Raw genomic sequence first — 24,480 nt, 5'->3', positions numbered from 1 at the left:
GCGGGACGCAGCGTCCCTATCCTGGCGAGGTGGACCCCGCCCCCGCCGTCTGGCGCAGCACCCCTGCCCGCATGCTGTGGGGCGCCGCCCTCGGCGCGGTGACGTGGCCTGTGGACCTGGTCTTTTCGGTGGTCTCGCTGCTGCGGTTCTCGCTGCTGCGGCGCCCGACGCCGTTCGGGCCGGTTCGGTCGCTGGTCGCCTGGCACCGCCGTCGTACCGTGCGTTTTCTCGGCTGGGCCGACGACGGGGTGGCGCTCACCTCTCCCCGGGCCGCCCGGTATCTCGCGGCGCGGGGCGTTGTCGGAGTGGTGGGCACGCTGGTGCTCGGGCTGCTGGCGTACGGGATGTTCGCGGTGGCCGCAGTCTTGGCGTCGTGGCTGTTCGACGTGCGGCTCACCGTCGACGAGGCGTTTGCTGATGGCGGGCTGACGACGGCCGGCCTGCTCGGGATGATCCCGGTAGGCGCGATCCTGCTGTACCTGGACCTGATGGGGCTCATCGGCGTGGCGCTGCTGGACCGGTCTGCGGCCGCGCGGTGGCTGGCGCCGAGCCGGAGCGAGCGGCTGGCGGCGCAGGTCGAGTCGCTGACGGTGAGCCGGGCTGATCTGCTCGCGGCGCTGGACGCGGAGCGGGGGCGGATCGAGCGGGATCTGCACGACGGGGTGCAGCAGCGGGCTGTGGCGCTGGGGCTGCTGGTGAATCGGGCGCGGCGGGCTGCTGGTGCTTCGTCTTCTGCTTCGTTGTTGCTGGAGCAGGCTGCGCGGGAGGCTGAGCTGCTGGTGACGGACCTGCGGGATGTCGCGTGGCGGGTGCGGCCGACGACGCTGGACACGCATGGGTTGGCGCCGGTGCTGGCGGAGCTGGTGTCGCGTGCTGAGCCGCCGACGGTGCTGGAGTGGAACTCGCCTGAGCGTCTGCCGCCGGATGTGGAGACGACGATCTACTACGTGGTGTCGGAGGCTCTGACGAACGTGGCCAAACACTCGGGTGCCACCGAGGCTGAGGTGCGCGTCTCCGTCGGTCGAGCTGCCGCGTCCGTTGGTCGAGCTCGTCGAGACCCCGATACCGACAACGTCCGTGTCACCATCACCGACAACGGCACAGGCGGCGCCCTCCCCCACCCCGGCCGCGGCTTGGCCGGCCTAGCCGGCCGAGTAGCCACGGCCGGCGGCACCCTCACCGTCGACAGCCCGCCCGGCGGCCCCACCAAGATCGAGGTGACCCTCCCGTGCGAGTGATGCTGGCCGAGGACTCAGCCCTGCTCCGCGAGGGCATCCGCAGCCTCCTGACGGACGAGGGGCACGATGTCGTCGCGGCGTACGGCTCCGCTGAGGGGTTGATGAAGCGGCTGGAGGCCGAGCGGCCCGACGTCGTCGTGCTGGACGTGCGCATGCCGCCCACCCACACTGACGAGGGCGTGCGCGCGGCCGTGGAGATCCGGGCGCGCTGGCCGGAGGTGGGGATCCTCGTGCTGTCACAGTACGTCGAGCGGGAGTTCACGCAGGTGCTGCTCGGGGACGACGCGCGCGCCGTCGGGTACCTGCTCAAGGACCGGGTGATGGGCGTCGACGACTTTCTCGACGCGCTGGACCGAGTGCAGGCCGGCGGGCTGGTGCTGGATCCGGACGTGGTGCGGCAGCTTTTTCGGGACACGTCGCATCCGCTCGGGATGCTGACCGAGCGGGAGCGAGAGGTCCTGGGGTTGATGGCCGAGGGGCGGACGAATGCTGGGATTGCCGCGGCGCTGTACGTGTCAACGTCGGCGGTGGAGAAGCACTCGAACGCGATCTTCGACAAGCTCGGGTTGCTGGCTGAGGACGGGTACAACCGAAGGGTGCAGGCGATCTTGCGGTATCTGGAGTCGTGACGCCCCGGGCCCTTCGCTTTATGCGTTCACCACAGGCCGCCGCCCTTGCGGCGCTTGCTGTTGCTGCTCCCCCACAGCCTCTTGAACAGGCTCTTGCTGCGGCCCTTTGTCGTGCTTCCCCATGTGCCGCGCTTCAAGCTCTTCGCGCGAGACTTCCTACCCCATAGACCAGCCATCAGCGACCTCCTCGCGTACGGGCAGGCTTCAAGGCTATGACCGCGCATCGAGCACCGATCACCCGCCGCACTCAAGATCACCCGCCATGTGGTGAACCGCTCACCTTTCGACCGCGCGCGGTAGCCCGTCGCCGCAAAGCAGCATGCCAGCAGTGCACCTATCCCGGTTCTTCCACGAGGGCCCATACCTGCTTCAGCGGGAGGTCGTTGCGAATCTCCTCGGGTAGGCGCGGATAAGTACGGAACACCGCTTCAAGCAGGTCCTTGGAGTTCCAAACTCGGACACGGAAGTACTGCGTCGCCAACTGTTGCTCTGCGGGCTTGGTCAGCCCGCCCCAGGCCACCAATAATCCCTGCTGTGCCTGATGATGACTCATAGCTCCGAGCATCTGCTGGACCACTGGCGCGCCGACGGGTCCAGCTTCGCTCTTGACCTGAACCACCAATCGTGGAACGTCGAGACCCAGCGGCCCGCTACCCGCCAAAACGTCCACACCCTGGTCAGGGCCTTCCGGCGGCACTTTGCACGTGAACCCGTCGGCCTCCAGAACGGCCGCAACGAGTTCCTGCATGCGATAGCCGGCAAACGTCTCGATCACGTGGCTGGTCAAGCGGTCGAAGGCGTATTGCTCGATATCGATGTGGGAGCCCCCAGTGTCCGCTACTTCGACATCGTCGGCGTCAACTGCCGAGCCGGGCACGGTCTTCGCCCCAGGCGTCGTCCGAACTCGCGCACCAGGATCCGTACCGGTCCTCGCGACCTGGCCCAGGCGGTAAGCAGCGTCGTTGCGCTTGAGCTCGCAGATCGTCAGGAACGCGCCCAACGAGTAGAGCAGGTCCTGCTTGACGGCCGCGCGCGGAACATCGGTAACAGTCCACTCCACCGCTCGCACGTGACGCAATGCCGCGTCCTCGACATCGAGGTACTCGTACTCTCCGACGATCTGCCCCATCGCGAGGAACGGACTGTTCTTCAGCGGCATGATCACAAGATCACCGGTCTTGATGCGCGATCGCAGCGCCCACAGCTGCGCAGCAAAGTTGTGGACCTTCCCGTCTTTTGCACCAGGAAACGCCGTCCGGACGGCCTGCAGCACCGCCTCACGCGACGCGGCAGCTGATAGATCAGCGACCTCATGAAACCCGCCGCCGCTGACCCCGGTCGACAGGGCCCACTGCTCTCGTTCTCCGGCGCGTCCCGCGCGGATCAGCCAAGCCTGTTGCGACATCGGAACCTCACAGTCACTTTCACGATGGAGCCATTGCACGACATCGTCCCACTACGCTGACCCGCGCGGGTCCCCACCCCGAGGCGATGTCGCAGGTAGGGTCGAGAGGTGCTGACCCGACTGGAGATCGACGGGTTCAAGAACCTGCTCGGATTCGAAGCGGACTTCGGTCCGTACACCTGCATCGCCGGGCCCAATGCTGTCGGCAAGTCGAACATTTTCGACGCGATCCGCTTCCTGTCTCTGCTGGCCGACACCACGTTCATCGAGGCCGCGTCACGGGTGCGCGCCATCGACGGCGGCCCGCCTGACCTCTCCCTACTCTTTTGGGATGGCGCCAGACCTGGCGAACCCAGGACCATGCGGCTCGCCGCCGAGATGATTGTTCGGCGCGAAGTCACCGATGACTTTGGGCGTCTGGGCGCGACGACGGCAACATACCTGCGCTACGAGCTTGAGCTCGAGGACGTGCCCACTGCGGTCGAGTCCCATGGGCGCACCGGTGGGATTCGACTCGTACACGAGAAACTGAGCAGCCTCAACGCCGACGGTGCGGTCGATCGGATCCCCTGGCTCCACGACCGCGACTCGTTCCGCGACGCCGTCATCACCTCCCAGGGCGAACCCTCGACATTGATCTCGACGCTTACCGAAGATGACGGAGAGATCGCCGTGCTCGTCCACACGGAGGAGCACGACGGACGGCCCCAAAAGTCCCCCGCGCGCCTCGCACCCCGCACCGCGGTAAGCACCACGACGACCATCGACGCGCCCACGATCCTGGCCGCCCGTAACGAAATGCGGCACTGGAGCCTGCTGGCCCTGGAACCCTCGGCAATGCGGCAACCGGACGAGATCACGGCGCCGACGACGATCTCCGAGAACGGTGCGCACATGGCCTCGGCACTGAGCCGGATGGCAGCACTCGACGGCGGCGCCGCCTACGAGCGCGTCAAGGCCGCAGCCCTCGGGCTGACCGACGTCCGTGAGATAGACGTCGACTCCGATGACAAGCGCGAGCTCCTCACCCTCTACGCCGGAATCGGCCCTGGCCGGATGGTCCCTGCACGTAACCTGTCGGACGGGACCCTGCGGTTCCTTGCGCTCTGCATCATGGTCGAGGACCCTGACTTCGACGGCGTCATCTGCATGGAGGAACCCGAGAACGGGATCCACCCGGCGCGGATGCGTGCGATGGTCGATCTCGTCCGCAGCCTCGCCGTTGATCCCGACGAACCGCTGGACCCGTCGAACCCGGTGCGTCAGGTCATCGTCAACACCCACTCGCCCCGCTTCGTGAGCATGCAGAACGCGGACGATCTGGTGCTGGCGTTCAGCACTTCGATCACCAGGTCCGATCGTGCAGCTACGACTTTTCGCCTCTATCCGATGCGCGGCAGCTGGCGCAGCACATCGTCACGTCTCGCCCTGACTCGGGCCGACGTCGAGGCCTATCTGGTCACGCAGGAGAGCGACCAACTCGTCGTCGACCTGGTCCCGGACGACGGGACCAACGCCTGATGGGGCTTCGCTTGGTCTCGTTCGTCTTCGCGGGCGAGGGCACGAGCGACGATCCACTGGCCGGAATCATCAGCGAGCTGATCAGGCGTGCCGGTGCCGACGAGGTACAAGCCCTCCCCCAGCGACTGCACGGCTCCTCGCGAGAGAAGATGGCCGAGCTCGTCGAAGCAGCAGTGCCGTATGACCTCGTATTCCTCCACCGTGACGCGGATTCCACAGACCCATTCCCTCGCGTTGAGGAGGTCCGTGCGGCGTTCGCCGAGCATGACCTCCGAGGCGTGCCCGTCGTCCCGGTGCAGATGACCGAGGCGTGGCTGCTGACTGACGAGCAGGCTATCCGCGACGTCGTCGGGCACAGCAGAGGGCGAGCCAGCCTCAACCTGCCCGGTCTCAGGCGGATCGAGCACACCAGGGATCCGAAGGGGATCCTCCAGCAGGCATGCGCTCGGGCCAGTGAGGCGACCGGTCGGCGCCTGAAGCAGACGAACAGCCGCTTCAACGACCATCGACGAGCACTGCTCGAACGCCTGGACCCGGACGGCCCGGTCTCTCAACTCGCCTCGTTCCAGCTTCTCGTGCACGAAACCGAGCAGGCCGTTCGATCCATGTTCCGGTGAATCCCCTGCTCAACATCGCAAACGGCGGCGCGTAACAAGAGATTTCTCGACCGGAGCGACGTAACCTGCCGAATGTGCCTCACGTGACTCTCGGTCCACCGCAGCGTCCTGCACTCGACAAGAGCGTGAGTGCCAAGGCATTCACCTTCCTGGAGAAGCTTCGCACCGACGACACGGTTCCGGGGCTGCACATTGAGCCCATCACAGGGACCGCCGACCCGCGGGTCCGCACGGGGCGCGTCGACAAGTTCTGGCGCGCTGTCTTGGTGAAGCTGACGCCGCAGGGCGGCACTGAGGCCCACTACGTCTACCTCGGCACCTACCCACACGACGACGCGATAGCGTTCGCGAAGAAGGCGACCTTGCGGGTCAACCCTGCGAGCAGTGTCCTGGAGCTGGTCGAGGCGTCGGCTCCCGTACCGGTCCGCCCTCCTTACTGGGCAGATCACGGAATGCCCCCACATTGGACGGATGGCGCTGGCTCGCCCCGGCTCGAGCTGGATCACGCTCCCGAGGACCATCCTCAGCCGCCGCTGCTCGCGAGACACGGTGTCTCCCTTGCCGACCTCGTCGAGCTTGGTATCGCGGAAGACCTGGCTGATCAAGCGATCAACGAGACCGACGAGAACGCGTTCTCCGTCCTCACCGACGCCGCTCGTGCCACGTGGCAGGCCGAGGTGCTGCTTGATCTCGCCATGGGCACCCCGATCACCGATGTGCGTGCCCGCTACGACCTGCGTCCGTCCACCGGCGACCCGACATCGGACGACAACGTTCTCATTGCGCTCGGCCACCCCGCCACGCGGATGGAGTTCGCGTATGCCGTGGACGACAAGGTGCTGCGGGCCGCCATCGAGGATCCCGATTTCGGGCGTTGGCGCGTGTTCCTCCACCCTGAGCAGCGCCGGTACGCCGAGTCATCGATGAAGGGATCCTTTCGGCTCTCGGGTGGCGCCGGCACCGGCAAGACAGTGGTGCTCCTACACCGCGCGCGATGGCTCGCCAAGGCGAATCCGGAGGCGCGGATTGTCCTGACGACATTCAACCGGACGCTGGCCGAGGAACTCCTCAAGCAACTGACGATCCTGGATCCCGGGGTGCGGATCGCGAAAGAGCCCGGGGAACCGGGGGTGTACGTGAGCAATGTGGATGCCATCAGCGTCAACCTGCTCAACAAGGCATCGCGAAGAGGAATACCGATCGACAGCGCCGTCCATGTCATTGGTGGGCCACGCCAGGCGTTCGAACTGACACCGGCCACGAACCACGCGTGGCGGGCCGCGATCAGTGCCGCTGGCTGGGAACTACCCGAGTCGCTCCGTACACCGTCCTTCCTGGCCAGCGAGTACGGCCAGGTCGTGCTGGCTGGCCGGATCACCACCCGTGCCGAGTACCTGCAAGCCAGCCGACCCGGCCGTGGAGTGGCGTTGAATCGATCGCGCCGGTCTGCGGTGTGGGACGTGATCGAGGACTATCGCAGCCGTGTGGCTCATGGCGGAAAGATCAGCTTTGACGAATGCTCGCTCCTCGTTGCGACAGCATTGGATGCGATGTCCGCCGCAGGGCATCCACGGTTCGCCGATCATGTGCTGGTCGATGAGACACAGGACCTCACGCCAGCCCATCTACTGTTCTTACGTGCGCTGGTTGCAGCGGGCGACAACGACTTCTTCCTCGCCGAGGACTCCCAGCAGCGGATCTACAGCCCTCGCGTCATGCCCATCCGTCTGGGCATCCGACTGACCGGCCGCTCGCGCAGGCTCACCTTGAACTATCGGACGACGGCGCAAACTCTCAGATACGCGGTAGGTGTTCTCGGCGGAGAAGCCTTGGTAGACATGGAGGACGACGCCACGTCGTCTCTCGGCTACCGCTCGTCACGGATCGGCCCGCCCCCAGAGGAGCATGGTTTCGCACAGACCGATGAGGCCTACGCCGCGACCGCCCGCATCCTGACGGACTGGCACACGGCAGTGGAGGACCCATCGGACCTCGCGGTGCTCGTCCGGAATCGGCAGGAAGGGGAGATCCTGGCCGACGACCTTCATGAGCGCGGGATACCGGCAAAGTACGTCGGAAATCGAACAACGCTGGGCAAGGGCAACGTCCCAGTGATGACCATGCACCGTGCCAAAGGCATGGAGTTCCGCCGAGTGCTGCTGTTCGGCGTCTCGGCTGACGTCGTGCCGGCAGGCACTGACGGGGTGCCGGAGGAAGAACTTGAGGAGCGGTTGCAACAGGAACGGTCGGTACTGTACGTCGCCGCTACTCGCGCGCGGGACAAACTGGCGATCGTGTGGGACGGTCAGAAGAGTCCGCTATTGCCTGACGCCGGTCAAGCGTCGGCTGAGGGCGGGACGCGCTCGTAGATGAAGTCCTCAGCATCGCGCATCTCCCGTTCGATCCGGTCGGCCACATTCGGGTCGTCGATGACGACCCCGAGCTCGACGTTCCCGTACTCCGCGCTCCGGGAGAAGTTCGCACTGGTGATCACAACCCACCGGTGGTCGATCGACACGAACTTCGCGTGGTTGCGTACCGGTTTTCTATCGAAGGTCCCCGTAGCAAGCACAACGGCTGGGGCGAGCCGTTTCGCCACCGCCACCGGCGAGGGCGAGCCCTCGCTGGCAGCGGCTGCCGCATCGAGATAGACCCGCACGCTCACCCCTGGCTGCGTCGCAGCCCGCCGTAAGGCCTCCCACATTCCTGAGCTTCGTTGGAAATTGAACGTCGAGCACACGATCGACGACCGGGCTCTGTCCACGAGCTCGACGAGCGACGACGTCAATCCGCCGCTCCCGGCCAGGTGGCCGGGCATTGTCCACAACGTGTCCACGCGGGTGGCGTGCGAGCGAGCGCCCTCGATCGCCTTCAGCACTGCGACGAGGACGTCGCGTCGTGATCGCAACCCGGCCTCGGACACGAGGCCGAGCGCCGCCGTCCGCCGGCCCTGACCGACCGCAGCGAACGCAGATGGTACCGAACCGCCCTCGTGCAGGGCGTGCGCGACAAGCCGCGCCTCAGTCCCGGTCAGCAAGGCCCCGAGCCGGACCAGCGCGTTGTCTCCGGCGCCGCCTTCCGTTCCTGCTGAGCCAACCTCAGCCATTGCGGTCGAAGAAGCCGTACCCCGGGAATCCCGGCAGGTCGACGAGAAAGCGCCGGTCGAGGAAGCGGTTCGCTCGTTCGCATGACGTCTCCGACGCCATTGCGCAGGTATGACAGGCGGCGCCGTGCAGGAAGTCCTCAGGCTCCTTCGGGATACGTTGCCCGCACACCGGGTCGGACGAACACCGTCGCGCCCGCGCAAGCGCCCGATGCATGACACGCTGAAGTTCGCTCGGACGGGAGAGCTGCACCAAGCCGCCAAGGGTTCCGTCCGAGTCGGAGGCTGTCGTGATGATCATCAGCCCAGCGGCGGGTGGACGGTCATCAGCACCCTCCCACGCGTAGATTCGCTCAGACAACGAGGCCGCCGAGTAGCCGGAGTACATCGCCATCTCGCGTAGGAGTACGTGCGACAAGGTGTGCAGCAGCCAATAGCGCGGCGGCTTGAACCGGCTCTCCGCGTCCCCTGTCGCTGTGTCAGAGTATCGGTTGTCGAAGTTCCGACCATGAGACGCCCGGTGGCTCATCCAGAGAACGGAATCGCCGACGTGCGCTTCCCAAGCCGCGATCCGACCCTCGTCGAACTGCAGGTATATACCCTCCCCGCGGTCTTCAGTCGCCACTGCCCATGTCGGTCGGCCTGACCGGGTCAACGGCACGATCCGTGCGGGCATGTCAGTAGCACGTTCCATCTCGTCGATGCGTGTGAAGCCGACGACGGCGTTGACCTTCCGCAGCCGGTCCACAGCCAGTACCCGCGACACGCCGCGTCCACTCGCCTCGTGGTGCACCGCCACCTTGGTCAACGCAAGGCCGCTCTTGTCGTCACCTTCGTGGCGGGGACCGATCGGCTCCTTCTGGAGGTGGTTCCACTCGGGGACCAGCAGATCGACCGGGTCCCACTGGGCGAGTGCCTCGAACTGCTCTTCGACCGTGGGCTCGGGTTCACGAGCCTGACCGACCGACTCGGCGAGCTGCTCGTCGGACCATGCTGCCAGCGGGGAGTCTTCGTCCTCCAGGTACTCGCGCAGTCGATCGAGCCTGTCACCGTACTTCTCGACGCGCTTGGAGCCGACCGCCTCAAGAAGCTGAAACCCGAGCGTTGAGAGCACTGCCCGCTCGGCCTCGGGCATGACGACGATCGACTGTGTGGCTGCGAACCACAGGTTCGACGCACCGAGTAGCATCAATCGGGTATCAGCGGTGCAGCCTCGGGCGTCAAACATCCCGAGATGCGGGTGTCTTGCGCGACAGGCAGGCAGCTTCTCGCGACCGACCTCGCCCTGCGCCTGATTCATCGGACGTGAGACCCCGCATTGCGCGCAATGGACGGTCGCGGACGCACCCTTGCCGCCGGCCCTCTCAGTCATCTTCAGCGTGGCACTGACGACGCCTGGTGTCGGACATGGGCCACCTTCGTGGACCCACCAGTCATAGGGAAACTCGTCGAGGTGCCCGTTAGGGCAGGCCAAGAGGTAGCGCGCCGGAACAGCCTGGATCCCGGACTTCCGACCCTTCGGCGCCTTTGGGCAACCGACATGCTCGAAGCGGGCGCGGTCGGGTCGGAACGGATTGGTATTGACGTATTCGAATCGGGTCAGCGGGCCCAGGAGGTCACAGCCCGGGCAACGAAGCCACTGTGGGAAGACGCGAGCGGGGACTCCGAGGTCATCGCCCTCCTTGGACACCTGCGTCCGCTTGGGCGCCCACGGGAACGGTCGCAAGTCGCTGACGTTCCACTGCCCGGGAAATCTGCGGACAGCATCGAGGAGCCGAGGCGCATGGATCGTCGGCACCGACGGTCTACGCGCCCAGACCTTCTCCCAGTCGTCGAGCCCGGCTGGCATCACGGTGAAATGCGGCAGATCCATGATTGCGCCAGGCCCATAGGTGTACAGCAGGGACGACGGCCTGGCTGAGCCGACCTTGGCCCGATTCTTCGTCGCCTTCTGCGCATCGGTCGCATCGAGATCGCCAAGGGGGTCGAGCCCATCGTCTGCGGCTACCGAAGACGTCCCGGCCGCTGCCTGCTGGTCAGTCATCTCAGTCATCGGTCGTCCCCGTCCGTCGCCGATGGCGCCCGGCCACCCCACGGAGGTGCGTCGTAAACCTCGCGTGACATCAGCTTCTCCTTCATCGGCGTCACCAGGAGGTTGATCTCCGGCTGCACCTCGCGCATCGAGTTCGCGACGACGAACGGCACAGAGCTGGGGCCCTCACCCGCGGTCCGGTTCTCTGCGGACCGGAGCAGCGCACTTTGCTTTGACTCGTCGAGCACCTTCTCGTAGACGAGCCGATGCTGATCGACGGCGACCATCTTGCGTCGTTCCTTCCACTTCCCGATCCGGTTCTTCAGCAGCTCGGACACCTCGTGGGCAGCTGGCTCGCCCCCGGCAACCTTTGCACGGGCGACGAGCCGCTCGGCAAGCGCCTCGATCCGGGGGGTCGCGTCCTCGACCCACCCAGCGTTCCTCTCGGGCGACAGTCCGTCCATGCCGCGCGGCGCGTCCAGCACTCGGGCGGCGGACACTAGCACGCCGTCCAAGGACCGTTCCAATGAGGTCAGGGAATAGGGCGTGACCGACAAAGGCTCCACCTGGGCGTAGAAAGTCTCGTGGTAGTACCGGAACTGCTCGAAGTGCGCCAGATCGCGGGGCCGTGCCCAGTTGCCGAGAGTTACGACGAGGCCGGGCCACTTCGCTTCACGACCGACGCGCGAGGATGCCTGGATGTACTCGGCGGTATTCTTCGGCTGGCCGACCATCAACATCAGCCCGAGCCGCGCGACGTCTACGCCGACCTGCAGCATCGAGGTCGCGAGCACGACATCGAACGGCAGCACGTCTCTCGACGGCACCTTCTTTTTCTCGGCGTCGGTCAGCGCGCGCCACGCCATCCGGCTTGCGGTGCTGTCGAAGCTGGAGTCGAAGCCAACCGACATCTGGTCCAGGTTGGTACTGATCTCGGTCGAGGCGATGCGGGATGTAAGTTCGGCGACGTTCAAGGCGCCCACTGTCCCGTAGCGAAATGGAAAGTACTTCCCGCGCCGGGGCCGACTGATCGCAGTCTGAACGTCGTCCGCGACGTATCGGGCCATGCCGGCCAGCTCTCGGGTCGCGTTGAAGTAGCCGACGAGCGTCATGTAGGGGTCTGTCGGCTTGCCGGCTCGGTCCATCATGAGCTGACCGATGGACAGCAGGTTTGACGCCACAACGATCTCCGCCGCGGTCAGACGCACCCCCGTCGTACTCACTCCGAGATAGCGCCGTCCCGGCGTCTCGGGGGTGACCGGTACCTCGCTGGAGAAGAACGTGTCGGCGACGTCAAGGACTTGCGCCGGAAACATCGTCACGTCACGTCCGTACAGGGCTAGAACCTGGTCGACTGCGTTACGGACGGTGGCCGTGGACGCGACGACGAGCGGGCGCACCGGTGTCCCGTCGGGCTGCTCCCAGGATGAAAGGACGTCGATCGCCATCTCGAAGGCGCCGACGGCCGTGCCGAGCGCCCCGGTGATGAGATGCAGCTCGTCCTGGATGATCAGGTCCGGCGGTCGCAACCTGCCCGTCTTGCGCACGCGAGCTGCGCTCTGCGCTCCGCTACGGGGATGCGTCCCTCCAGTCGTGACGGAACATCCCTCATAGTCGTCATGGACGTAACCGTGCCGGTCGCACTGCCGACCGACGTACCCGAAAAGCGCGGCAGCCTCGCCCTCGCGTGCGAGCCGCGCGAACTTATCGACAGTCGCGATCACGAACGAAGGCGTCAGTCGGTAGATCTCCTCGTCTACCGTCAGGACGGGCAAGCCCTCCCCACCGTCGCGCATCGAAAACGGGCATTCGCCGAACTTGTCGCCGCAGTACACGTAGATGCGCGCAGTAGTCGGGTCCCCCTTCACATGCGTTGTGCCCTCGATCAATGTGCCGCACCACGGGCAGCGCTGGAGCTGAAGCACCGTCAGGCCGTACTTCGAGTTCAGCTCGGTCGCCTTCTTGAGCTGTTCTTCAGCCTCCTTGTAGCGCTTCGGCGACACGGATGTCCCGACCCACAGCCCGATTCGGAACGGCACCGTGCCCCACGTCGCTGGGTCATTCTGCCGTTCGACCTCGGCTGCGCACACCATCGCTGTCGCGCGCTGGAACTGCTGGGCTGTCAGTAGGCGCAGCGTGTAGCGCATCAGGACAGCAACGCCGTCAGCGCCGTTCAAGGTCCCGTCTGCGGAGTCCACGAGCCCCTGGCGCCTGCGGATCGCGAACGTGAATGCCGCCAGCCCCAGGTACGCCTCAGTCTTGCCACCACCGGTTGGGAAGAACAGCAGTTCAGCACTTGCGGCGTCGGAGGATCGCCGGACGAGGCCAGGCACGGCGAGCGCTTCGACCTGCATGACGACGAACGCGAGCTGGAACGTGCGCCACGAATGCGCGTCTGACCCCCTCGACTCAACCTGTGCACGCGCCTCGGCGAGCGACAGCTCGGGCGTCGTGGCCCGCAGCGCAGCAACCTGGGACTGCAGGCGCTGGTCGGCCATGACGCGATTCATGAACCGGAAGCAGCGCAGCGCCTCATCGTCGGAAAGAAGGAAGGCAAGGCCGCGTTCCAGTTGGGCAGCGACCTGGTCGGCGTCCTGAACAGTGTCCGCGGCAACCTCGCGCAGGTGCTCTGGCAGTTCCGCCGCGCTTGTCTCCTGGTGGCTAAGCCACTCGCGGTATCCCACCACGATCGGTCGCAGCCCCACTTCGAGCTCTTCGGCAGAGACGGTCGCCAACGCGACCATGTCCAGAAGAGCACCGGAGATTTCACGGGCCTGGGTCTGTGGCGTCTCGGAGACCGGCAACCAGGCAGTGCGTACTTGCGTGGCTCGACGAGCGCCGTCGGACACGGTCCAGTCCGCCGAGCACGTCCGGCCGACGGCGAACTGCAGCCGGTTGCGGTACTGAAGCTGCAGTCGTCGTAGCTCGTCCTCGGAATCGAGATCCTGGTCTTCAAGTACGTCGGACACCGGGAGGAACACAGCCTGCCCGCCCGCCTCAACGTGTAGCTGGGTCTGGTACATCCACATGTCGGTGGGGATGCGGCGCGGCGAGACCCGGTCATTACACAGAGCCAACTCCACGATCCGTCGCCCGGTGGCGCCGAAGACGTCATCCATGACGTCCACGCGGACGAGCACCGACTCCTCGAGTGTGACGTCCTTGGTCGTCCCGGGAACGAGCGCCGGCAAGTCCAGCTTGATGGAGTGTGTGTGCTGCGTACGGGTGTATTTCTGCACCGGGCGCCCTGACCGCTCAACCTCGTCGGTGGACTGGATCTTGTAGGTCCCCCACTCGGCTCGCACCGTCACCGACGCTAGGTCCGCCGGGACCTGGAACCGCAATCCCATCGACGCAGGGATCATCAGGCCCTTGCGGACAGGAGCGTCCTCGACCCCGTCATCGTCGGAGGAAGCGGCCTCCTCGACCGTGCCGACGGGCACGCCCCGTCCAAGATCTGCTTCCTCGGCCTCGACCACATCTGCGTCAGCGTCCTCACCGTCCGCGCTGCGGACCGCACCCTTGCCGAGCAACTTCGCCGGTGCGATCCGCCCCACCAGATACAACGCATCTGGTGGGGCGTCCAGCATCTCGTCGTCTCCATGCCCCGGGCCAAGTAGCTCGCGTTCCAAGATGTCCGAGAAATTCTCCCGAACGTCCCAAGACGTCCACTCCCCCCGCGGAACATGGGAGAGCTCGTACTCCCGACGCGAGGCTGGTGGAGTCTTGCCCGACGACGCCGGCGCTGGCTCGGTCATGGATGGTCACATCCTGTAGGTGGCCTGGTCAGGGACGGGCACCACGGTAGCCGGAGGCATCAACACGAGCGTGCTGAGATCGACGAAGGGACGTCCAGTTCACCCGGCAGGAACTGTTGTCGGGCGCCACTGCAGCACCAACCGGTCGGCATCGAAGTAGCGGCCGACGACCCCACGGCGGACTCGCAGGATGTCGAGCTGCGACATCAGTACTGCCCGCCGGGCCATCTCGTCGTCGCCCGCCAACTTCCAACGCTCCCGCACGGTGGACCCAGCGCAGGATTCGGTCCCGCGTTCGGCAAGAAGCCGACCCGTGAGATACAGATCGAGTCGTACACGGCCAAGAGTTTGGCGACACTTCGGGCAGTAGAGGACGGGCTGCTTCTGGTTCGTCCCGCGGTAGAGGAACACGTCGCAGTCGTCGCAGAGCGCGACTCTCGACAGGAACGGGCTCGTCGTCTGCCGCTCTGTCCGCTTGCGCGCCTGTGGACTGTCACGTGTGTCGAGGGTGCGCTGCAACTGCACGAACTCCTCGAACGTAATAATCGCAAGAGACTCGTCGATGACGGGGGCACCGTGCTCGTCACGGACGACAGCGAACGGGTCTGCCCGCTTGTCGCTCTTCGCCCGCCCCGGGTTGTGCGGCGTCATCCCGGCCAGGACCGGGTTGCGCAGGAGTTGCTCGACTGTCTGGCGGTTCCAGGCAGTGTTCTCTGGGTCAATCCTAGGTTTGCGTCGTACAGGGAGGGGCGCGCCCTGGTCGGTGAGCCAGATAGCGATAGCGTTAACCGTTCCGCCCTGCTGTGCGAGTCGCACGGCCTCACCGAGCCAGCGGATGCGCTCGGCGTCCTTAGTCAGAATGCGGCCAGGCCCGTCCAGGTTCTGAGTCGAGCGGTAGCCGTAGGGGATGCCGCCGCCGACGAAGCGACCGTCTTTGATCAAATGGGCACGCGCCGCACGGACACGAGCACGAATGCCCTCGGCCTCCATTTCCCCGAACACCGCGAGCATGACCGCGAAGGCTCGGCCCTGCGGGCTCGTCATGTCGATCGGGTCCTCGACCGCGACGAGACCCGCACGACGCGCCTGGAGCGACTCGTCTGCGTGCAGGAAGTCGAGTACCCGACGGGCGAGCCGGTCGACCTTCCAGATGACGACGGCGTCGAAGTCGTCAGCGGCCAAGAGCGCCGCCCAACCCTTGCGGTCCTCCGGCCGGTTGGCCATCGCAGAGACCCCATCATCGACAAACTCACCGACTACCTCCCATCCACGTGCTTCAGCGTACTTACGGCCTGACTCCAACTGACGCGCGATCGAGACTGACTCCTCCTTTGTGACGCTGAGCCGTGCGTACAGGACACATCGCTGGACTTGATTAAGGTTCACGGGCAGTACACTGCCTGACCTGCGCCGATACGTAGGCGTGCGACCTCGCTCCTGTCAACGAAGGGGACCCTCGGGCTGATCGCTACCAACACGGTGGCCCAGGGTGATACGCGCGAGGTCGGGCTAGATGCGATGGTCGCCGACGGCTTCACGATCACTCGCGCGGTCCAGTCCCGACCTTGGCCGGCACGGTCAGCGAACCTCGAGTACGCGGCCGTGTGGGGCACGCGAGAACCGGTGTCTGCCAGCGTTCCGCGGCTCGCCAACGACGTCGAAGTCCGCCGTATCAGTACCTTGCTGGAGCCGTCCGGCCGCACCGAGGGGAATCCGGTCCGGCTGACGGAAAACGCAGCAGTTGCATTCCAGGGCTGCATCGTGCTCGGGATGGGGTTCGTTCTCGACCCTGCTGAGGCGCAAGAGTGGATTGCGACTGACGCACGCAACACTGAGGTGCTCTTTCCCTACCTCAACGGCGAGGACCTGAACTCGCGCCCTGACGCCTCGCCATCTCGCTGGGTTATCGACTTCAACGACCGCACCGAGCCCGAGGCGGCGAAGTATGCACTGCCGTACGCGCGACTACTGGATCGCGTCAAGCCCGAGCGAGAATTGCTGGATGGTAAGAACGCATCAGCATCCGGCTATGCGCGCAATTGGTGGAGATACGGCAGGAACGGAACCGCGCTTCGACGCACCATCTCAAACCTTGATGAGGTACTCGCGATTGCACTCGTCAGTAAGAGTGTGATGCCGATGCGCGTCCCGACCGGTCAAGTCTTCAGTCACATGCTAGGTGTGTTCGCCACTGACAGTTACAGCGACCAGGCAGTCCTGTCATCAAACCTGCACCAGATCTGGGCGATCACCCACGGTTCCACATTGGAGACGAGGATCCGTTACACACCCTCGGACGTGTTCGAGACTTTTCCCCGCCCCGAGCCGACCGAACGTCTCGAAGCCATTGGCCGAACGCTCGACAAGGAACGTCGGGACATCATGCTCCGCCGTGACCTCGGCTTGACCAAACTGTACAACCTCGTACACGACCCTGGTCTTGCCGACACGTCCGACGCCGATGTCGCCCGCCTTCGGGCGATCCATATTGAACTCGATGGGGTTGTCACGGCGGCGTACGGCTGGCAAGACATTCCTCTCGACCACGGCTTCCACGCCTTCCGGCAGATGACCCGATGGATGCCCAGTCCGGCGGCGCGCGTTGAGATGCTCGACCGCCTCCTGGCCATGAACCTTTCGGCGAACGGCGGAGTATCGCAGCGGTGAACAGTCGGTCGCCATCAGCGAGACCCCGCTCGAGTGAGGTCCCGAGTACATGCGCCCAATGCGGGCTTGGTGCTCGCGTATCGGCGGCTTCAACTGTTCACCGCTGCGATACTCCGCCGATCGTCCGTAAGGTTCATGCGCCAGGAGGCGGTCGAGCATCTCGATGCGCGCCGCCGGACTGGGCATCCATCGGGTCATCTGCCGGAAGGCGTGGAAGCCGTGGTCGAGAGGACATGTCTTGCCAGCCGTACGCCGCCGTGACAACCCGGTCGAGTCTCGACATGGATCGCCGCGGAGGCGGGCGACATCGGCGTCGGACGTGTCGGCAAGACCAGTGTCGTTTACGAGGTTGTAGAGTTTGGTCAAGCCGAGGTCACGGCGGAGCATGATCTCCCGACGTTCCTTGTCGAGCGTTCGGCCAATGGCTTCGAGACGTTCGGTCGGCTCGGGGCGGGGAAAAGTCTCGAACACGTCCGAGGGTGTGTAACGCGGATCATTCCGCATACCGGAACCGTGGGTGATCGCCCAGATCTGGTGCAGGTTTGATGACAGGACTGCCTGGTCGCTGTAACTGTCAGTGGCGAACACACCTAGCATGTGACTGAAGACTTGACCGGTCGGGACGCGCATCGGCATGACGTTCTTGCTGACGAGGGCTATCGCAAGCACCTCGTCGAATCTGGTGATTGCACGACGCAGCGCAGGGCGCTTGTCTGCGTACTGCCACCAACGCTGAGGCAACGGCTTGCGAAGTACAAAGTCGCGATTTGTGTTCAAGCGCTGGCGCTCAGGCTTCACTTGTCCGGAAGCTCTCGAATATGGAAGGCGATACGTGGCAGCTTCCGATTCGTCACGGTCGTTGAAGTCGATAACCCAGCGAGATGACGAGGCGTCAGGGCGCGAGTTCAGGTCCTCGCCGTTGAGGTAGGGAAAGAGCACCTCAGTGTTGCGTGCGTCAGTCGCAATCCACTCTTGCGCCTCAGCAGGGTCGAGAACGAACCCCATCCCGAGCACGTAACATCCGATGAACGCCGTGTCGGAGTTTTCCGTTAGCCGCATCGGATTCCCGGACGCCTGCCCTTGAGGTTCGAGCAACGTGGAAACCGCACTCACTTCGACGTCGTTGGCGAGCCGCGGAACGCTGGCAGACACCGGTTCTCGCGTGCCCCACACGGCCGCGTACTCGAGGTTCGCTGACCGTGCCGGCCAAGGTCGGGACTGGACCGCGCGAGTGATCGTGAAGCCGTCGGCGACCATCGCATCTAGCCCGACCTCGCGCGTATCACCCTGGGCCACCGTGTTGGTAGCGATCAGCCCGAGGGTCCCCTTCGTTGACAGGAGCGAGGTCGCACGGAGGAAGAAGTAGGCAACGAGGTCGGCGTTGCCCTTCGCACCGCCTGCCAACACGTTGACGAACCACTCGCGAACGTTGCTTCCCGACACACCCGAGACTTTCTTTCCACCTAGGAACGGCGGGTTTCCCACGATCGCATCGAATCCCCCGTGTTCGAACACGTCCGGTACTGCCAGTGCCCAGTGCAAGGGCTTCCACCGTTTGTAGTCAGTCTCGACGGTCGGTGTGAGCCCGTGCTCGACGATCCCGTCGAGCATCGCTCGATCTCCGCCCGGAGCGAAGGCCCTGTCGACGGCAATCCGCAGGCTCTGGTACTTCTCATCAAGCGCCCTCCCCTGCTTTCCGCCGAGTTTCAACCCGGCGGCAATCACACCGTCGGCTACGCACGTCAGCTCGGCCGCATCGGTCTGGTATCGGGTCCAGAGCCGCTTCTTCGCGTTTGCCGATCGCATGACGTCGTTCTCGACGATCTCTCCGGCGATCTGACGCCGCAGGTTAGCCAGAGCTCGAACCTTCGCCCGTACATCAACGGTCTCTACGAAGCCCACGTCACCACCGACGCCGAGCAGGCTGCCACTGTGCTGATGCTTCACGCGACCGGGATCGATGTGCACCTCTTCGATCTGCTTGACATCCGTGAGACCCAGCAACGAGTTGCCGTGGAACACCTTGTCATCGACGAAGGAGAACGGCTGACCTGGGTCGAGGGAAACGAGCCACAGGGACAGCTTGCACATCTCGACTGCCATCGCATTGATGTCAGCGCCATAAAGGCAGGACGCGACAACAGCCCGCCGCGCCTTCAGGAGAAGTTCATGAGATGTGAGTGACTCGATGCCTTCGCGATGCCATGCCTCCACGAGCCGATCCGCCAGGTACTCGGCTGCAGCGACGAGAAACGCCCCGGAACCGCAGGCGATGTCAGCGATCTTGAGGTCGAGGATCTGGTTCGAGTCGATGGCGCGCCAGGTCTCCCGATCGGCGCTTTGGTGCGGTCCAGGTGAGTAGACCAACGGCTCCAGCGCGTGCAGCACGACCTCTTGCGCGAGCGACTTCGGGGTGTAGTGCGCCCCGGCGTTCGCGCGGGACTTCGTCTCGACGACGGACAGGCCCCCAGGCTGAATCACTACGGGCCGGTCACGTAGATCGCGACGGACCAGCCCGAGGTAGGGCCGCAGCCGTGCGATCAGTTCCTTGTCACGGGTGACGGACAGCAACGCCCGCTCGGCATCTTCGGCCTGGACGTTCAGCTTCCGGACGAGACCGGAAGCGCTCTTCGGCTGAAGCGTCGCGGCCGGCTGGTTCTTCTTGACCCACTCAGCGAGGGCCTTGACGGCATTCTCGTCAGCCTTCGGATCACCGTCGAACTCTTCCCACAGGTCGTCGAGCGTGTCGAGCGGGACCTCGGGCTCCTCACCGTCCTTGCCGATGAGGCCGACCGTGACCTCGTCCACCTCCAGCGAGGTGTACCCGAGGAGGCCCTCGTAGATGTAGCCGATCTGCTCCACGCCGATGTCGCGGAAGGAGATCCGGCGGCTCTCGCCGCCGATCGGGGCGTACTGCACTGAGCGCAGCACCTCAAGCATGACGCGGTCCGACACAGTGACAGTCAGCGCGCCGCTCACGTCGGTGGCCGTGAGCCACTCGAAGCGTTCAGCGTCGAACAGCGAGCCGCCGTAAGCCGGAAGGCGCATGTCCTCCGTGTTCACACCTGAGTAGAGGGCACGTGACGTGGCTAGGAGGCGGTGCCACGTGTGGTGGGTGGCATCCAGAGCCTCCGCGCCCTCCTCGTTGAGGCGGCTATCAAGGCGGTCGAGTTCATCGCTAACCCCATAGGCACTGGTGAACAGCACCGACTGCGGCATCATCGAGCGTTCCTCGGCAAAGAGGAGGAAGACCACGCGCATCATCGCAGTTACCGCACCGTCGTACACCTGACCGCGTTCTGCCGGAAGTGGGTCGGGTCGCCCCGCTGCACGCGCGTCGGCCGCGGACTCGGAGAACGCCGTCACCACGAGTTCGACAGCACGACGTACCTGGGTACCGAGCGCAACCGTGATCTCCTCGGCGGCGGTCACCGACTCACGGAACAGTGCGGCAATGCGATGAGCCGTCTCGCCACCGAAGAAGCGCTGGACATCGAGCAATGCGAAGAACGCATTGCGGACATCGGCCTCTTCAACCCAGGTCTGGGCATCCACGACGCCCGACGCGGTCATGACCTCGGGCTGGGCAGAGACGATGGCCCACCACCGACCGTCGGTGACTATTCCGATGTGGTGACCAGTCGATCGCAGGAGAGCATCCATCCGGTCGATCGGAGAAGCCGACCATTCGTCGGTACCCGGGTCACGCAGCGAACCCACCGGGTCGACGAAGAAGACCAGCGCGCCGACGTCGTTCCCGCGCCGCAGTGCCCCGGACGCCCGCACCTCGACCCGGCGTGCCTGGGACCTCGCGACCGGAACGCCGGCGGGGCCCACGGGGTTCGGCAGTGCCTCCAGGTCCCAGGTAAGCAGGTTGCCCCAACCGGCGACGTCCTGCAGCACCGTCTGCACCCACTTGTCACGAGCACCGCGGTACTGCGCAAGTGCGGTGTCGTCGTCAGCCGCACCTACCGCTCGATTGCACTCGTCCCAAGCACGATCGAAGTCGGGCTTGGCATCAGCGAGTGCGGCCTTTGCCGTGTCCGAGACATGGCCGATGCCCTGAGGCCAGGCGCGCTTGAGCGCCGGAACAGCGAGGAAGGGGCCGTCACGGTCAACGAGCTCAAGCCAGGCACGGTGCCGTCCGGTGACGTCGGAGGCGGGACGACGGTGGTACGGACGGGTCACGCGAGATCTCCCAGGTCGGCAGCGTTGCTATCAGCGGGGGTGAGAGCGAAGACCACGGCGGCAGCGGAGACGTACGGCTTGATGTCGGTGTACCGGTCGCGGATGGCGGCGGTCTCCCGTTCCTCCTCGGAGTCGAGCTCTTCGAGACGGTTCTCCATGGCGCGGATGTCTTCGCGGAACTGTCGTCGCTCCTCGGGGAGGGTAAATAGCGACTCGGCCAGTTCGGCTTCCTCTCGCCTGAGCCTGGCCAGCGACTCGGCAAGATTGCGACGGAAGGCCGCGTAGATGCCGCGCGCACGTTCTGTGTCAGCGTCCTGCCGCTTCGCCAGCTCGTCGGTGACCGCGTGCTGCTTTCGGTCCGCGGCGCGCCGCATGGCGTCGTCGAGCCGCGTCCGCAAACCCCGTTCTGCAGCGTTCCACTCCTCGGCCAGACGGGCTCGGACCGGCTCAGGCGCGAGGTCGAGGTCCGACAGGTCCAGGGTCTGCTCGACGAGCGCCTCGGCCTTCGCCTCGGCCAGCGCGCGGCCTTTGAGGCGCAGGCCAGCGAGGAAGACCTCCTCGTGGAGTCGCTGGCCACCGCGGCCGACAAGGACTAGACGCGCGACTGCGGCCACGCAGGACTCCTCCAGATCGGGCACGACGACGGCCGTGACACGTCGCATCGAGGAATCGGTGCTGAACAGTGACGATCGCAGGATTCGGCCGGCCTTTTGCAGCAGCCCATGTCCAAGGTGGACGTGCACTACCTCGCCAGTCGAGACCAGGTCGCCCGAGTCGCCGTCGGACACTGTGTCGTCGAACGTGATCGGTCGGTTGATCCCCGGCTGAAGGCGCGTGTCCAGCCCGCGAAGTGCGGGCTGCCAGGCCTGGCCGAGGTTGGGCAGGGTGAAGACCGCAGCGTCCGGAGCATCATCGTCCCAGCCAGGCTCGTCCGCCCCGACTTCACGCAGCAGCGGCTGATTCGTCAACGCAAGAGCGGTGTCCAGGACTCGTCGAGCGTTGTCCGGGGTCAGGTGCATCCGCGCCTTGAGCATGTCGTACTGGCTGGCCAGGCGGGTCAGCGCACGGTTTAGCTCGGCGGAACCTGCCATGACCTGATTGACGACGTCGGCATCAGCCGACTTTCGGGTGCTGCGAAGCTTGTCGAGCCGACCGAACTGGTTCTGGATATCGGCGTCAATGACCGGGTTCACCGAACCGAGGTCGCCCTTGACGGTCGAGACCTTCCGCGCAATCAGTTCCATAAACTTCATCGCGCCGCCGAACTGACTGGAGTCGCTGTCCGGTACAAACTGCAGCACCTCCGGTCGGTGCTGCTGCCCGTACCGGTCAATCCGGCCGATACGCTGCTCCAGACGAGACGGGTTGAACGGAACATCGAAATTCACCAGGCGGTGGCAGTGCGCCTGCAGATCGATCCCCTCGCCTGCGGCGTCTGTGGCGACGAGAATCCGCATCGGTTCCTTCGACGGGTCCGCGTTGAAACGGGCACGAGTCAACTCGCGTGCCTCGGCATCGGTGGAGCCCTGAATCGTTGCCAGCCGCGCCTCGTCGTAGCCACGCTGACGCAGGTTGGACACGATCCAGGCAAGGGTGTCGGCGTACTCGGTGAAGATGACAACGCGCTCGTTAGTCCAGTGCTTGCCGTCGGGGCGGCAGATCGCCTCGAGCCACGACGCGAGGGCGGTCAATCGCGAGTCTGCTCTGTGCTCGAAGCCCAGGCCCCAGGTGACGAGGCGCTCGATCTCATCGACGGTTGCGGCGGACAGCGGGTCGTTCTTCTTCGACTGCCGCAGCGCGCTGAATTCAGGGTGATCGAGAAGGCCTTCCTCCTCGTCGTACTGCTCCGACCCGAAGATCTCGGCGTACGGATCAGCTTCCATCTCCCAGTCGTTCCCACCGCCGAATTGCGCCTTGCGGTAGGAGTCGAGCGTGCGACCGAAGGCATACGGGCTGGATAGGAATCTCTTCTTTAGCAGCATCGACACGATGTCACCAGTCTTCTTGCGACCGTTCTGCCGCGCGGACGCATCAAGGATTCGATCGAGGAGGTCGAAAGTCGCCTCCTCGTCGGCCGCCGCCTCGAAGACGATCGTGGACAGTTCACGCGGCTTGAAGTTCTTAGCCTCGATGTCGCCTTTGAGGCGGCGAACCGTGACCTCTCGCAGTGCCTTGGCATCGACCGACGCGCCGCGGGAGAAGCGGCGGTTGTCGATCATCTCCAGCAGCGCCGTGAAGCTCTCGGAGTGACCGTTGTGGGGGGTCGCACTCAGGAAGAGCCGGTGCTCGCAGACGCGCGCAAGATCGCGCACGGCATGCGTGCGCTGCGAGTCGATCGCGTAGCCCCGCGCCTGGCCGACCCCCGTCGGGCTCGACGGGGCGACGTGGTGCGCCTCGTCTACCACCAATATGTCGAAGGCGTAGCGGCGGGAACTATTCATCTGCCCGACCTTGGTGGTGGCGTCGCGCAACAAACGCTGGGCACGGACGCCCGGCAGCCACGCCATCGAGACAATCACCCGCGGGAAAAGGCGGAACGGGTTCGCGTTCAGCCCGTGTGTGCGACGGACCTGCGCCATCAGCTCGGAATTCACGACGACGAACTCCAGTCCGAATTTCTCGCGCATCTCGTCCTCCCACTTCAGCGCCAAGCTCGGCGGACAGACGATGACAACGGTCCGCGCGCGGTGCCGCAGGAGTAGCTCCTGGATCACCAGGCCAGCCTCGATCGTCTTGCCCAGACCCACGTCGTCGGCGAGCAACAGATTGGTCCGTGGCGCCTGCAGGGCGCGGCGCAGCGGCTCAAGCTGGTACGCCTCCACGTTGGCACCCGAGCGGAACGGTGCCTGGAACTCGTCAGGGTCAGCACTCGTGATCGCACCCCAGCGCACCGCGTCAACAAAGGCCGCGAGCTGGTTCGGGTCGTCAAAACCATCGACCGCGACATGCTCTGGCAGATCGCGGTCGGGAGCGACCGAGTGACCCACCTCCAGTTCCCAGACAACCCTCAGGTCTTCGCCCATGCGATCCTCGTCGAGTGATTGCAGACTCACCACATGGTTGAGTTGTGCGACACCGTCGTCGGCCGGGCTACGCAGGAGACCTTGCTCTCGCAGGTCTGTAACGGCCCAGATTGACCCGCGAACTTTGACGATCTGACCGGGCTCCGGTAGCGGAGGCACCCCCACACCGGTCGCCGCGCCTTGATGTTCCGTCGAGATCGTCGTCAAGGTCTCGCCTCTGCCGAAGGAAGTCTTATTGGCAAGAGCGCAGCCGCGCCCTTGCACCCGATCGTAAGGCCATGAGCAGCGCAGACGCCGCT

General features: G+C 65.2%; 12 protein-coding genes and 1 pseudogene. 6 read left to right on the top strand and 7 right to left on the bottom strand.

Going from position 1 to position 24,480, the window contains the following annotated elements; all coding sequences use genetic code 11:
• Nucleotides 1-29: 29 nt before the first annotated feature.
• Nucleotides 30-1,238 carry a sensor histidine kinase gene (locus ACQEVI_RS23500; protein ID WP_432903598.1) on the top strand — a complete coding sequence of 403 codons (1,209 nt, stop codon included), beginning with the start codon at nucleotides 30-32 and terminating at the stop codon, nucleotides 1,236-1,238.
• Nucleotides 1,238-1,867 (top strand): response regulator transcription factor, encoded by a 630-nt coding sequence (locus tag ACQEVI_RS23495; RefSeq protein WP_432906085.1) that lies wholly within the window; start codon nucleotides 1,238-1,240, stop codon nucleotides 1,865-1,867. The genes ACQEVI_RS23500 and ACQEVI_RS23495 overlap by 1 nt, the downstream gene beginning before the upstream one ends.
• Nucleotides 1,868-2,201: 334 nt before the next feature.
• Here ACQEVI_RS23495 and ACQEVI_RS23490 read toward each other — a convergent pair whose 3' ends face one another.
• On the bottom strand, nucleotides 2,202-3,272 hold the full coding sequence (locus tag ACQEVI_RS23490) for a restriction endonuclease (RefSeq protein WP_432903593.1): 1,071 nt from the start codon (nucleotides 3,270-3,272) through the stop codon (nucleotides 2,202-2,204).
• 108 nt (nucleotides 3,273-3,380) lie between these two features.
• Between ACQEVI_RS23490 and ACQEVI_RS23485 the strand changes: the two genes are divergently transcribed.
• From ACQEVI_RS23485 to ACQEVI_RS23475, 3 genes are all read left to right on the top strand, one after another.
• Nucleotides 3,381-4,793: an AAA family ATPase gene (locus ACQEVI_RS23485; RefSeq protein WP_432903591.1), complete on the top strand. Its 1,413-nt coding sequence runs from the start codon at nucleotides 3,381-3,383 to the stop codon at nucleotides 4,791-4,793.
• A gap of 11 nt (nucleotides 4,794-4,804) precedes the next feature.
• The gene (locus ACQEVI_RS23480; protein ID WP_432903588.1) at nucleotides 4,805-5,410 is read left to right on the top strand and encodes a DUF4276 family protein; all 606 of its coding nucleotides are present in this window, start codon (nucleotides 4,805-4,807) and stop codon (nucleotides 5,408-5,410) included.
• Nucleotides 5,411-5,493: 83 nt separating this feature from the next.
• Entirely contained in the window at nucleotides 5,494-7,779 is a 2,286-nt protein-coding gene (locus tag ACQEVI_RS23475) for a 3'-5' exonuclease (RefSeq protein ID WP_432903585.1), read from the top strand.
• Here the strand turns inward: ACQEVI_RS23475 and drmC are convergent.
• From drmC to ACQEVI_RS23455, 4 genes are all read right to left on the bottom strand, one after another.
• The gene (gene drmC / locus ACQEVI_RS23470; protein ID WP_432903582.1) at nucleotides 7,746-8,516 is read right to left on the bottom strand and encodes a DISARM system phospholipase D-like protein DrmC; all 771 of its coding nucleotides are present in this window, start codon (nucleotides 8,514-8,516) and stop codon (nucleotides 7,746-7,748) included. The genes ACQEVI_RS23475 and drmC overlap by 34 nt on opposite strands.
• A complete protein-coding gene (drmB, locus tag ACQEVI_RS23465; protein WP_432903580.1) occupies nucleotides 8,509-10,566 on the bottom strand; it encodes a DrmB family protein in 2,058 nt (685 codons plus the stop codon). The genes drmC and drmB overlap by 8 nt, the downstream gene beginning before the upstream one ends.
• A complete protein-coding gene (gene drmA / locus ACQEVI_RS23460; protein WP_432903577.1) occupies nucleotides 10,563-14,303 on the bottom strand; it encodes a DISARM system helicase DrmA in 3,741 nt (1,246 codons plus the stop codon). Before drmA ends, drmB begins: the two co-directional genes overlap by 4 nt.
• 99 nt (nucleotides 14,304-14,402) lie before the next feature.
• Complete coding sequence (locus ACQEVI_RS23455; protein ID WP_432903575.1) at nucleotides 14,403-15,689, bottom strand: recombinase family protein; 1,287 nt, start codon at nucleotides 15,687-15,689, stop codon at nucleotides 14,403-14,405.
• A 132-nt stretch (nucleotides 15,690-15,821) separates the two neighbouring features.
• Between ACQEVI_RS23455 and ACQEVI_RS23450 the strand changes: the two are divergent.
• A pseudogene (locus ACQEVI_RS23450) lies at nucleotides 15,822-16,568 on the top strand (SAM-dependent DNA methyltransferase); the annotation flags it as partial.
• Here the strand turns inward: ACQEVI_RS23450 and ACQEVI_RS23445 are convergent.
• Together ACQEVI_RS23445 and drmD are read right to left on the bottom strand one after the other, a co-directional pair.
• Nucleotides 16,527-19,910, bottom strand: a complete 3,384-nt coding sequence (locus ACQEVI_RS23445) for an Eco57I restriction-modification methylase domain-containing protein (RefSeq protein WP_432906082.1) — start codon at nucleotides 19,908-19,910, stop codon at nucleotides 16,527-16,529. The pseudogene ACQEVI_RS23450 and the gene ACQEVI_RS23445 overlap by 42 nt on opposite strands.
• Nucleotides 19,911-21,154: 1,244 nt before the next feature.
• Nucleotides 21,155-24,388, bottom strand: coding sequence for a DISARM system SNF2-like helicase DrmD (gene drmD / locus ACQEVI_RS23440; protein WP_432903572.1), 3,234 nt, complete (start codon nucleotides 24,386-24,388; stop codon nucleotides 21,155-21,157).
• Nucleotides 24,389-24,480 lie beyond the last annotated feature (92 nt).

Origin of the sequence: Promicromonospora sp. CA-289599 (assembly GCF_050936155.1) — a bacterium.
Classification (GTDB): domain Bacteria; phylum Actinomycetota; class Actinomycetes; order Actinomycetales; family Cellulomonadaceae; genus Promicromonospora.
This window is presented reverse-complemented; position numbering and strand designations above follow the sequence as displayed.

What these genes read in the sequence shown, in the direction of transcription:
- drmB (WP_432903580.1), bottom strand. Translation starts at nt 10,566, where the DNA reads ATGACTGAGATGACTGACCAGCAGGCAGCGGCCGGGACGTCTTCGGTA.
- ACQEVI_RS23445 (WP_432906082.1), bottom strand. Translation starts at nt 19,910, where the DNA reads ATGCTTGAGGTGCTGCGCTCAGTGCAGTACGCCCCGATCGGCGGCGAG.
- ACQEVI_RS23490 (WP_432903593.1), bottom strand. Translation starts at nt 3,272, where the DNA reads ATGTCGCAACAGGCTTGGCTGATCCGCGCGGGACGCGCCGGAGAACGA.
- ACQEVI_RS23495 (WP_432906085.1), top strand. Translation starts at nt 1,238, where the DNA reads ATGCTGGCCGAGGACTCAGCCCTGCTCCGCGAGGGCATCCGCAGCCTC.
- drmC (WP_432903582.1), bottom strand. Translation starts at nt 8,516, where the DNA reads ATGGCTGAGGTTGGCTCAGCAGGAACGGAAGGCGGCGCCGGAGACAAC.
- drmA (WP_432903577.1), bottom strand. Translation starts at nt 14,303, where the DNA reads ATGACCGAGCCAGCGCCGGCGTCGTCGGGCAAGACTCCACCAGCCTCG.